Annotated in this window: 13 protein-coding genes; 2 read left to right on the forward strand and 11 right to left on the reverse strand. The window is 44.6% G+C overall.

Annotated elements, in window-relative coordinates:
- Positions 1-13: 13 nt before the first annotated feature.
- Genes JKY90_09995 through cysM form a run of 4 tightly spaced genes read right to left on the reverse strand, consistent with a single transcriptional unit; the run spans position 14 to position 3,487 of the window.
- Positions 14-484 (reverse strand): CYTH domain-containing protein, encoded by a 471-nt coding sequence (locus JKY90_09995; GenBank protein ID MBL4852585.1) that lies wholly within the window; start codon positions 482-484, stop codon positions 14-16.
- The gene (gene rlmD / locus JKY90_10000) at positions 484-1,815 is read right to left on the reverse strand and encodes a 23S rRNA (uracil(1939)-C(5))-methyltransferase RlmD (protein ID MBL4852586.1); all 1,332 of its coding nucleotides are present in this window, start codon (positions 1,813-1,815) and stop codon (positions 484-486) included. Before rlmD ends, JKY90_09995 begins: the two co-directional genes overlap by 1 nt.
- An 8-nt stretch (positions 1,816-1,823) precedes the next feature.
- Positions 1,824-2,597 carry a 3'-5' exonuclease gene (locus JKY90_10005; protein MBL4852587.1) on the reverse strand — a complete coding sequence of 258 codons (774 nt, stop codon included), beginning with the start codon at positions 2,595-2,597 and terminating at the stop codon, positions 1,824-1,826.
- Positions 2,598-2,599: 2 nt separating this feature from the next.
- Positions 2,600-3,487 carry a cysteine synthase CysM gene (cysM, locus tag JKY90_10010; GenBank protein ID MBL4852588.1) on the reverse strand — a complete coding sequence of 296 codons (888 nt, stop codon included), beginning with the start codon at positions 3,485-3,487 and terminating at the stop codon, positions 2,600-2,602.
- 133 nt (positions 3,488-3,620) lie between these two features.
- On the opposite strand from cysM, the gene JKY90_10015 reads away from it, so the two are divergent.
- Complete coding sequence (locus tag JKY90_10015; protein ID MBL4852589.1) at positions 3,621-4,340, forward strand: response regulator; 720 nt, start codon at positions 3,621-3,623, stop codon at positions 4,338-4,340.
- Positions 4,341-4,364: 24 nt separating this feature from the next.
- On the opposite strand, the gene JKY90_10020 is transcribed toward JKY90_10015, so the two are convergent.
- From JKY90_10020 to alaC, 3 genes are read right to left on the reverse strand one after another with little or no spacing between them, the layout of a single operon-like run.
- Entirely contained in the window at positions 4,365-5,507 is a 1,143-nt protein-coding gene (locus JKY90_10020; protein ID MBL4852590.1) for a threonine synthase, read from the reverse strand.
- Between the two features lie 29 nt (positions 5,508-5,536).
- Positions 5,537-6,856, reverse strand: a complete 1,320-nt coding sequence (locus JKY90_10025) for a homoserine dehydrogenase (GenBank protein ID MBL4852591.1) — start codon at positions 6,854-6,856, stop codon at positions 5,537-5,539.
- Positions 6,843-8,078 (reverse strand): alanine transaminase, encoded by a 1,236-nt coding sequence (gene alaC, locus JKY90_10030; protein ID MBL4852592.1) that lies wholly within the window; start codon positions 8,076-8,078, stop codon positions 6,843-6,845. The genes JKY90_10025 and alaC overlap by 14 nt, the downstream gene beginning before the upstream one ends.
- 83 nt (positions 8,079-8,161) lie before the next feature.
- Between alaC and JKY90_10035 the strand changes: the two genes are divergently transcribed.
- Positions 8,162-8,680 (forward strand): hypothetical protein, encoded by a 519-nt coding sequence (locus JKY90_10035; GenBank protein MBL4852593.1) that lies wholly within the window; start codon positions 8,162-8,164, stop codon positions 8,678-8,680.
- 20 nt (positions 8,681-8,700) lie between these two features.
- On the opposite strand, the gene JKY90_10040 is transcribed toward JKY90_10035, so the two are convergent.
- The 4 genes from JKY90_10040 to JKY90_10055 all read right to left on the reverse strand — a co-directional run bounded on the left by JKY90_10040 (position 8,701) and on the right by JKY90_10055 (position 11,442).
- Positions 8,701-9,510 (reverse strand): peptidoglycan DD-metalloendopeptidase family protein, encoded by an 810-nt coding sequence (locus tag JKY90_10040; protein ID MBL4852594.1) that lies wholly within the window; start codon positions 9,508-9,510, stop codon positions 8,701-8,703.
- A 254-nt stretch (positions 9,511-9,764) separates the two neighbouring features.
- The gene (locus tag JKY90_10045; GenBank protein ID MBL4852595.1) at positions 9,765-9,968 is read right to left on the reverse strand and encodes a hypothetical protein; all 204 of its coding nucleotides are present in this window, start codon (positions 9,966-9,968) and stop codon (positions 9,765-9,767) included.
- Positions 9,969-10,011: 43 nt separating this feature from the next.
- Positions 10,012-10,584, reverse strand: a complete 573-nt coding sequence (locus JKY90_10050; protein ID MBL4852596.1) for a DUF1456 family protein — start codon at positions 10,582-10,584, stop codon at positions 10,012-10,014.
- A gap of 282 nt (positions 10,585-10,866) precedes the next feature.
- Complete coding sequence (locus tag JKY90_10055; GenBank protein ID MBL4852597.1) at positions 10,867-11,442, reverse strand: DedA family protein; 576 nt, start codon at positions 11,440-11,442, stop codon at positions 10,867-10,869.
- Positions 11,443-11,590 lie beyond the last annotated feature (148 nt).

The raw sequence follows: 11,590 nt of genomic DNA on the forward strand, positions 1-11,590 counted from the left end.
GTGTGGGAAGTGCTTAAGACCAGTCCTTATAAGGCTGCTTTGCCAAACAAACATTGTAGTAACGCGCATCATGTGAGACTTCTTCACCTGCCCAAGCAGGCATTTCAAATGCTTCATTTTCTGCTGAAAGTTCTATTTCTGCAACAATAAGTCCTAAGTTATCGCCAGCAAACACATCTACTTCCCAAGTATGATGACCGATGTCAACATGGTAACGAGTTTTATTGATAAGCGATTGCCCGCATAAACTTAATAAAATTTCTTTGGCGTCGGCTAAGGGAATAGTATATTCATATTCACTACGAGAAATACTCAGCGTTGCACTTTTAATATTAAGCCACGCTTTATCACCTGTAAGGCGAACACGAATAGAGCTTTTTTCTCCACTCTGCAAATAACCCTGTACCATTTCGACACCGCTGTCGGCATTGGCACGCCAATCGTCATTTTTAATGAGAAATTTTCGTTCTATTTCTTGTGCCATCAGCGCTCAAACACTGCCATTGCTTCAACATGCGCTGTGTGCGGGAACATATCCATAATACCGGCTTTGACTAATTTATACCCTTGCTCGTGCACTAACAATTCCGTATCACGCGCCAAGCTACCCGGATGGCAAGAAACATAAACAATGCGTTTAAACTTGACCGGTTGTAATTCTTTAATGATGTCATAAGCACCAGAGCGCGGCGGGTCAAGCAGCATCTTTTCAACACCTTGTTGAATAAATGATTTAAACCAGGGCGTATCAATCAGCGGTTTACTCAAATCCGCTACGTGAAATTCAACATTATCAATAGCATTACGTTCAGCGTTATCTTTCGCCCTTTGTACCAAACTGGCTTCACCCTCAACCGCCAGCACTTCACCAGCGAAACGAGCCATAGGTAAGCTGAAATTCCCTAAGCCACAAAACAAATCGAAGACTCGGTCTTGTTTATTTAAATCGAGCAAGCTAATCGCCTGGCTAATCATCTGTTGATTAATACTTTGGTTAACCTGGGTAAAGTCACTGGGTAAAAATTCAAACTCAAGATCAAATTGATCAAGCCGGTAAGATAGTTTTGAATCAAGCGGCCACAGTGGCACAACACTGCTTGGCCCCGCTGGTTGTAGATAAATATGTAAACCACTGTTCTTAGCGAAGTCAATTAAACTGGCTGTATCGTTGTCGTCCAACTCGATCATGTTACGAAATATCAATGCCGTAACCGTATCACCCATCGCGACTTCGATTTGCGCAATCTCTTTCGCCGCATTCATACCACCCACTAGCTCGCGTAGCTGATTTATACGTTCACCGACATTAGGGTGCAACACCTCGCAGCGCTGCATATCCGTTAAAAAACGGCCGTCCTTCTCGCGAAAACCAATTAGCAGTGATTGTTTCTTGGTGACATAACGCACACCGAGCCTTGCCTTGCGCCGATAACCCCAAAAATTGCCCGTCATAACAGGCAACACTTCTTGTGGTTCGGTTTTGCCGATGCGTTTTAACGCTTCAAGCAAGCTACCTTGCTTGAGTGAAATTTGTGCCTCACTATTAAGATGCTGAAGACTGCAACCACCACACATGTTGGCGGCAGCGCAGCGCGGCTCAACTCTGTCAGTAGACGCATTTTTAATGCTAATTAATTCAGCAACGTCCCAGCGCCGACGACGTTTTTTTAAATTAAAGGTGACTTCTTCACCCGGTAGCGCACCATGAATAAACACTGTTTTACCGTCAACGCGCACCACTCCTTTACCATCGTGGCTAAGGTCTTCAACTATTGCCGTATGTTCAGTAATGGCCTGTTTTTTTGCTCTAGACATATTAGGAGTTAGTTTTTCCAGGCGCTCAGAAAGCGATCAAAGTGTTCATGTTTTTCTTCTGCCAAGACACTCCTAAGCATTTGACATTCATTAATATATTCAGCCTCAAGTAACTGGCCACGAATCATCTGATAACGCAGATAAATTAAATAGGTATTAAGCACATCAAGCTCGCAATAGTGACGAATACCCTTAATGTCACCGGCTTGATAGGCATCCCACACCTTGGCGCCACTCATGCCCATTTTGCCAGGAAAACCAAGCAGGGCTGCCATTTCATCCAGTGGTGCATTGGCGCGCGGACTAAAGCCGGCTAACACATCCATTAAGTCGGTATGACGTTGATGGTAACGGCTCAGATAATTATTCCACTTGAAGTCTCGATCATCATCACCATTGTCCCAATAACGTGGTGCGACAACGCCATTAACCAACATACGATAGTGTAAAACGGGCAGATCAAAACCACTACCATTCCATGATACCAAGGTGGGCGTATATTTATTTATGCCCTCAAAAAAACGTTGGATAAGCTCTTTTTCTGATGAGCCCTCATCACCAAGCGACCACACTTTAAGCCGGTCAGAAGAGCCACGAAACACAACGGATATGGCGACAATGCGATGTAGATGATGGCGCAAAAATTCGGTGTTAGCCTGCTGACGACGGTGATAAAACAACACATCAGCTACGCCCTTATCATCTAGCCCCTCAAGGTCATGAATACGTCGCGCACCCTCGACATCGGGCACGGTTTCTATATCAAATACAAATACGTTCATGGTCAAGGAAAAATACCCGTTGAGAGATAGCGATCACCACGATCACAAACAATACTCACAATCGTCGCGTTTTCGACTTCTTGTGATAGACGTAAAGCCGCACATAAAGCCCCGCCGGATGACATGCCAGCGAATATGCCTTCTTCACGCGCCATCGCGAGCATCGTCTCAGTAGCCTCTTGTTCATTAACCTCAATAATACGATCGACACGCGTCTCATCATAAATTTTAGGTAGATATTCTTTTGGCCAACGACGAATACCAGGGATGGCAGATCCTTCTGTGGGGTGCACGCCAATAATTTGAATAGCTGAATTCTTTTCTTTCAGGTAACGGGAGCTACCCATAATGGTTCCGGTTGTGCCCATCGATGAAACAAAATGAGTGATCGTACCTTGGCTATCATACCAAATCTCTTTTGCTGTGCCTTCATAATGCGCCAATGGATTAGCCGAATTAGCAAACTGATCCAACAGCTTACCTTTACCTTTGGCAACCAATTCACGCGCAACATCAATGGCCTTTTCCATACTGCCTGCTTTAGGCGTTAACACAATCTCAGCCCCGTAAGCACGCATAATACTACGCCGTTCCAGGCTCATATGCTCAGGCATAACCAAAATCATATGGTAACCCTTAACCGCCGCCGCCATTGCTAAGGCAATGCCGGTATTGCCGCTGGTAGGCTCAATTAAGGTATCACCAGGTGTAATATCACCACGCATCTCAGCACGGCTGATCATGCTAATAGCAGGACGATCTTTGACCGACCCAGCAGGGTTATTGCCTTCTAATTTCAATAAAATAGTGTTACTACTTTGCCCGATTAATCGTTGCAAGCGCACTAGCGGTGTATTACCGACAAAATCTTCAATAGTTGGAAAATGCATGCGCGAATTCTATCGTAAAAACAGACACTTTGCTTGCTGAAACGGCAAAAGAACACCCTTTTACAATGACCTGTTATACACTCGACAATCGCTTGCAAAGGGATAATACCTACGGTATTTAGAAGCAATGAACGTGAAAAAGACAAACAATAGTCGCCATATCCTTATTGTCGATGACCATGATATTAATCTGAGGGTGGTCTCTCACTTATTGCAACGCAACGGGCATCAATATCAACTGGCTAGCAGCGCTATTGAAGCAGTTACTCTGGCCAATCAACAAAAGTTTGACGTGATATTAATGGATATCCATATGCCCGATGTCAATGGAGTCGAAGCAGTTAAACGTATACGTAATACCGAGTGTATAAACCAAACCACTCCGATCATCGCCTTAACCGCAGATTCTTTTAGTTTAAGCCTACGTGAATTAATTAACATCGGCTTTAATGATCGGCTTATCAAGCCTGTGACCGAGCAAGATTTACTTTACCAACTCAACAACTGGTTTGACACGAATGACGACAATAATAAAGAGGCCAGAAAAAACACGCGCGATAAAAACAAAAAAGCAGTCTCTACCCTCAACGAATTACGCACCATGCTACTTAAAGAACTGCCAACGAACCTGGTACAACTGGGGAACTATCAGCGCAACAACGATTCCGAAGCAATTTATCAGCTTGCGCATCGGCTTCATGGTGCGAGCTGTTACGTTGACTGGCCCAACCTTAAAGCGGCAGCAAATACTCTAGAGTCGCATATTTTAAATGCCCAAGACCCCGATAAAATTGACAAATGTACCCGACGTTTAACACAAACCATTGAGCAGATAATTAAAGATAACGCCTAAGAGGAATGCTTAACAATATTGGGCTTATTCCATATTATCAAGAATTGTCTTTTTAATAGCATCAAGTGTTGCATCAACCGTAACGAATGTCGATTGACCTTGTTTCATAGCGATATCAGGATCTTTCAGGCCATGACCAGTTAGTGTACAAACAATCGTACTACCTTCTTTTATCTTACCTGATTTAATGTCCTCAATCGCGCCGGCCAACGATGCTGCAGAGGCGGGCTCACAAAAAATCCCCTCTTTTTCAGTTAGTAATTTTTGCGTGCTAAGAATTAGCTCATCAGTACACTCATCAAACCAACCCTTTGACTCTTCTTTGACTTTCCAGGCTTGATGCCACGATTGTGGATGACCAATACGAATCGCGGTTGCCACCGTATCTGGATCATCAACCATATCACCACGCATAAACGGTGCCGAACCACTGGCCTGATAGCCCACCATGACTGGACGATTCCCCACAATAGGGTCACCCGTATACTTACAATGACCATCACAAAAGGTGCAGGCCTCAGTCACACAATCACCTGACGCAGCAGAGGATTCACAATAACCAATCCAATGTGCCGTAATATTACCGGCATTACCTACGGGTAAACAGTGATAATCCGGTGCGCGACCTAGCTCTTCAATAATTTCAAAGGCCGCTGTTTTCTGACCCTGTAAACGAAACGGATTAATAGAGTTCACTATTGTTACCGGTGCCGTTTCGGCAACTTCTTTGACTAAGCGCATACCGTCATCAAAATTACCTTTAATTTGAATGATAACAGCACCATACATCATCGTCTGAGCAAGTTTACCAAGCGCGATTTTACCTTCCGGTATTAAAACAAACGCAGCAATGCCTGCGCGCGCTGCATAGGCAGCGGCTGAAGCTGAGGTATTACCCGTTGAGGCGCAAATGATGGCCTTACTGCCCGCTTCAACGGCCTTGGTCACCGCCATGGTCATACCGCGATCTTTAAACGAACCAGTAGGGTTTAAACCTTCATATTTAACATAGATGTCAACATCTTTGCCTAGTATGTCAGGAATATTATGCAAGCGAATTAACGGCGTATTGCCTTCACCCAGGCTGATTACTCGTGCGTCATCGTTAACGGGCAAACGATCACGATAGGCATCAATTAAGCCTGTGTAGCGATTACGAAATGGCATAGTCTGTTCTCAAAATGAATAAATAGTAGTTAGTTTAATGATTCAACACGAATACGCGCGATATTCCCTGTCACTGATGATAACTGTGAAATACCATCAAGCGCTGCATTCATCTTCGCTTCTTTGACTCTTTGCGTTAACAGCACAATAGGCACCAGGTTGTCATCGCCCGATGAGCCTTTTTGCCCTTTTTGCCCTTTTTGTAAGATAGCTTCGATGCTAATGCCCTGCTCACCAAGCAAGCGGGTGACATCGGCCAACACGCCGGGTTCATCAACTGCGTTCATTCTTAAATAATAAGCTGTTTCAAACTCGTCGGCTGTTAACACGGCAATATCAGACAAAGCATCCGCCTGAAATGCTAAATGCGGCACACGGTTTTCAGGATCAGTCGTTAATGCACGCACCACATCGACCAGGTCAGCAACAACGGCTGAAGCCGTGGCCTCAGCACCGGCACCGGCACCGTAATACAAGGTTGGCCCTACGGCATCGGCCATCACTAATACCGCGTTCATTACGCCATCAACGTTGGCGATTAAGCGACGCTGAGGAATCATAGTGGGATGCACACGCAATTCAATACCAGCATCAGTACGACGCGCTATGCCTAAATGTTTAATACGGTAGCCTAATTCTTCGGCATATTGCATATCATCACGGGTGATATTGCCAATACCCTCAGTAAATACGGCATCAAATTGTAACGGTATACCAAACGCAATCGAGGCAAGAATAGTGAGCTTATGCGCTGCATCAATACCTTCAACATCAAAAGTCGGATCTGCCTCGGCATAACCCAGTGCTTGTGCTTCTGCTAGTACATCCGCAAAGTCACGGCCTTTGTCGCGCATTTCACTAAGGATGAAGTTACCGGTACCATTAATAATACCAGCAACCCACAAAATTGAATTGCCTGCCAAACCCTCGCGCAAGGCTTTAATAATCGGGATACCGCCAGCCACCGCTGCTTCAAAGGCAATCGTCACACCATGCTTTTGTGCCTCGGCAAATAACTCATTACCATGTAGTGCAATCAAGGCTTTGTTGGCAGTAACAACATGCTTACCATTACGGATAGCGGTCAGAATCAATGCTTTAGCTGGATCGCAACCGCCAATCAACTCGACAATAATTTCGACATCAGGATTGTTAACCACTGCAAAGGCATCTTCCGTAACAGTAAAATCGTCCGTAGAACAGCCTTTGACTTCGCGCGCCGCCGCTGCAATAATTTTGATCTCGCGACCAGCACGACGAGCAATCTCTTTAGCATTACGCGCCAGCACATTGATGGTGCCGCCACCCACCGTACCCAAACCAAGAATGCCAACATTAACTGGTTTCAACAGCTTCATCTCCCTTATTTGGATTGCCGTTAATATTAATTAGGGCATCTTTGCGAAACATTTCTTTAATACCACGTATAGCTTGGCGTGTTCGATGTTCGTTCTCAATCAAACCGAAACGCACATGATCATCACCATAAGAACCAAAACCAATACCCGGAGATACCGCTACCTTGGCATCGACTAATAATTTTTTCGAAAATTCGAGCGAACCCATTACTTTATAGGCTTGGGGTATTGGTGCCCAGACAAACATCGTCGCCTTCGGTGGCGTCACATGCCAACCGATAGTGTTCAAACCCTGGCACAGTACATCGCGGCGACTGCAATACATATCACGTATCTCGCTAACACACTCTTGCGGCCCTTCAAGGGCAGTAATGGCCGCCACTTGAATTGGCGTAAACATACCATAGTCGAGATAAGATTTTATACGCGCCAAGGCAGCAACCAACACTTCGTTGCCGCACATGAAACCAACGCGCCAGCCAGGCATATTATAGCTTTTCGATAATGAGTAAAATTCAACCGCGACATCGATCGCACCAGGCACTTGCAATATCGAAGGTGCTTTATAACCATCGAACACAATATCGGCATAGGCGAGATCATGAATAACCCAAATCTCGTGCTCGCGGGCAATAGCAACGACTTTCTCAAAGAATTCAAGATCGACACATTGCGTTGTTGGGTTACCCGGAAAATTCAGTACCAAGGCTTTTGGTTTAGGCCACGAATCTTTTATCGCTTTTTCAAGTTCAACGAAAAAATCAACACCCTCGGTTAACGGTACATGGCGAATATCCGCACCGGCAATAACAAACCCATAGGGATGTATTGGATAGGCCGGATTCGGCACCAGAATCGCATCACCCGGGCCAACCATCGCCATGGCCAAATGTGCCAGCCCTTCTTTTGAGCCAATAGTAACAATGGCATTTTTATCAGCATCGAGCGAAACATTGTATTTATCACGATACCAACCACAAATCGCCCGCCGTAAACGTGGAATACCACGCGACAAAGAGTAGCGATGTGTGTCGCTACGCTGTGCTGTCTCAACCAACTTATCGACGATATGCTGTGGCGTCGGCTGATCAGGGTTACCCATACCGAAGTCAATAATATCCTCACCACGCGCCCTGGCCTCAGCCTTAAGCTCGTTGACGATATTAAAGACATAGGGGGGCAGACGCTTTATGCGCGGAAAATCCTGAAACAATGAAGTTTTTCGCCTCTAAAAAGTAAAAAGTCTAAGATTTTTAGGAGCTTATAGCAAACACTTTGAACACATTAAGGAGAATAATGTATCCACAGCAGTCATCTCTACTTGCACCAGATAAGGCAAAGACGTCACAATGTCATCATTTTAAAGATGCCATCATCATGCAATTTAGCCTGGAAACCAATAGCGACTACTACGTCATCCGCGCCTACACGCCTGAAGAGCTTATTGTAACACCGCCACAAGATATGGCGGCGACTGTTAAGCGTATTCAAGACCCCAGATTTGGTAACCAAGCCGTCGCCATCGAGCTTATCACATCAACCTCGCTGATTATGCCGCGACTACTCATCAAAAACTGGACAAACACCCGCTATGACGACATCAGCGCCGATGAACTGGCCAAAGTGCAAGAACACCAACCTGAGATCGTCCTGCTCGGCAGTGGTGGCACACTAAAATGGCCGGCCAAAGGCGTTCGTGAGTGCTTATTAGCACAAGGTATCGGTGTTGAAGTAATGAGTTCAGGCGCTGCCTGTCGCACCTATAACATCCTGATGGAAGAACAACGCCACGTTGCCGCCATCGTGTTTTTTTAAGGTTTTATGCCACGACCTGATTATTTAAGGTAAACCTTTGGGTTAACCGGATTACCATCACGACGAATCTCAAAATGCAGCACATAACGCCCCGTCTTATTTTTTCCTATCACCGCAATCTTCTGACCTGGCCTAACGTTATCACCCTCTTTCACCAATAGTTGACTATTAAAACCATACGCACTTAAAAAACGTGAATCATGTTTAATAATAATCAGCTGACCCAACTGACGTAGCCCATGGCCACTGTAAACCACCTTACCCGCGGCGGCAGCATGCACCGTTTGCCCCACCTTACCGGCAATATCAATACCCTGGTTACCCCTTTTCGTGCCAGAGAACCCTGACACTACTTTCCCTTTTAAAGGCCAACCAAATTTAGTAGAAGTACTTTTATTACTAGAGGTTGGGACTGGCTTCCTAGAATTTACTTTAGATCTTGGTTTGGCTCTGGGTATTGATTTTGGGGATGTCGATTTTGGCTTTGTTTTAACCTTGGACTTTTCTTTAGTAGGCCTTCGATTATCAACAACAGGCGCTGGCTTACGTTGACTACCTTGCGCCGTAACAATAATAGTGGGTGGGCTAATTCTAACCAATTGCCCAACTTGAATTCGATAAGGAGGTCTTATCCCATTCCAACGAGCCACCACCTTGTGACTGTAGCCATATTTTTGGCTAACCTGAAAGAGCGTCTCGCCTGATCTAACAATATGAAAATTCTTAGTAGCCGGCTTGGTCGAGGCGCAAGAGATAAGCAATACCGATAGAGTAGCAATCAATAGGCCACGCAATACACCACTGATTCCGCCTGTCAAAATATGCATCATACAAAATCGTTAACACTAGGAGCCTCTGATTTATTCTGGACGGAATAGATTATGTCTGCAATGTTCAGATTTGACATGCCCTTGGGGTACAAGGCGCGAATTGCACGTAATAGCCAGCTATTGCGAAGATTCGTAACACAGAAGCTGAACATTGCAGACATAATATATGAGTTCATGAATAAATCAGGGGCTCCTTTACACTATCAGCGTCGTAATGAATACGCAATAACTACACAGCAAAATCTGGCAGCGCATCAACCACCACTGTTTTCAATAGATTGTCGTGACATCGTAGCAGCATCTTGAACCTGTTGATCAACAGATTTAGCTTTTTCAAGCGCCTTAATTTGTGAATCAAACACAGTCGCTTTATCAGTCGTATCTTTCGAAACACCCTCGTTATCAGAACAAGCACACAAAAATCCAAGCAACAGATAGACAAAGTATTTTTTGATCATCTTTATACGTTCTAATTATTGGCCAAATAAAAGCTCTTACACTTTAGCTCTTACTTTTATTTTTTTCCCTACGTTTATTATTGCTTTGGCTCCATACTGAATCTTTTTTTGCCTCTATCTCTTCTTCGACACTATCGCTGACGTCCACACTCTTGTCACAGTCACGGTATTTTATCTGCAAACCATTTAAAAAGTAGCGCAACATTTGATCATTACATTCACGATAATTCTTATGATTAGATTTACGGAATAACGCACTTAGTTCGTGCTTACTCATCGTAAACTCAACCAATGCCATAATTGACAATACATCTTCTGCTTTTAAATCCAAAGCAATTTTTAATTTCATAAAAATAATATTATTCGTTAAGCGTTTTTCTGGCTCAAGCTGCGGCCCCTCACGTTTGCCGCGTTTTTGATTAATCAATCCATTCAAAAACGTCGCCATCAACACATCCTTGCATTTTTGATAGGCAGGATCGTCATCTTTTTTTAACCAATCACTGATTTCAGCGCGTGTAGCCTGATGCCCCGCTGCGCGAAAAATTGCAATCATATTTGAATCATTTAAATCAAAGGTATAACGCAAACGGCGCAAAATATCATTATTGGTCATAATTAAAGAACCTGTGATTTGTTTGTGACGAAATACCCTGAGGGCACACAATAGATTGCGCCTAAAATATTCGGATTTAAAACGTGAATTACACGTAATGGTGGGCTATTACGCTCCCACGCTTTCGCGGAGCCTGCCCCGTGCTTGGCATGGGGGACAGGCTCTGAGAGAATGCGGTAACATTCCCTAGGGATAACTCTTGGGATACAAAGATTTATAACGCAGAAGCTGGATATTTCAGGCATAAGATGCGGCTTCATGACTTAATCAGAGCTTCCTTAATCAACGCAGTATTAAATATGCAGCTACCGCTACAATAATCGTTAGCCAACCCAGTGTATCAATATACTTGCGTAGCGCAGCCTCCATTTTCTCTCCACCCACTTTCATAATACCAGCGACAAGAAAAAACCGTGCGCCACGACCAATCAATGAGGCGACAACAAAGGGAATAAAACTCATTGCCAAGACACCAGCACTAATGGTGAATAATTTATAAGGTATTGGGGAAAAACCAGCAATGAAGATAACCCAGACACCCCACCGCTCGAACCATTGTTTACTGAGTTCAAGTGTATCACCATGACCTACTTGCAGAATCCATGGCTCGACAAGGTCAAAGGCTAACCAACCAATAAGATAACCAGCAATACCACCGAGCACAGATGCTATGGTGGTGATTGTTGCAAACCACCAGGCTTTATTACGTTTTGCCAACACCATTGGTGCAAGCATAACGTCTGGAGGAATAGGAAAAAACGATGATTCGGCAAAGCTTAAACCGCCGAGATACCATGGCGCTTTAGGGTGGGCTGCCCAGCGCAATGTCATGTCATAGAGTTTACCAAATATTGCCATACAACTTTACTCTGTTATGGAGCCTCTGATTTATTCTGGGACAGCGAGATTGTGCCTGAACCCTATAATATAAAGGGCAGATCAAGGCGCGAATCGTACCCCAAGGGCACTTCCTGCAGGGCGCAGCCAATAGTGGGGCTATTGGCAA

Source organism: Gammaproteobacteria bacterium, assembly GCA_016765075.1.
Taxonomy (GTDB): domain Bacteria; phylum Pseudomonadota; class Gammaproteobacteria.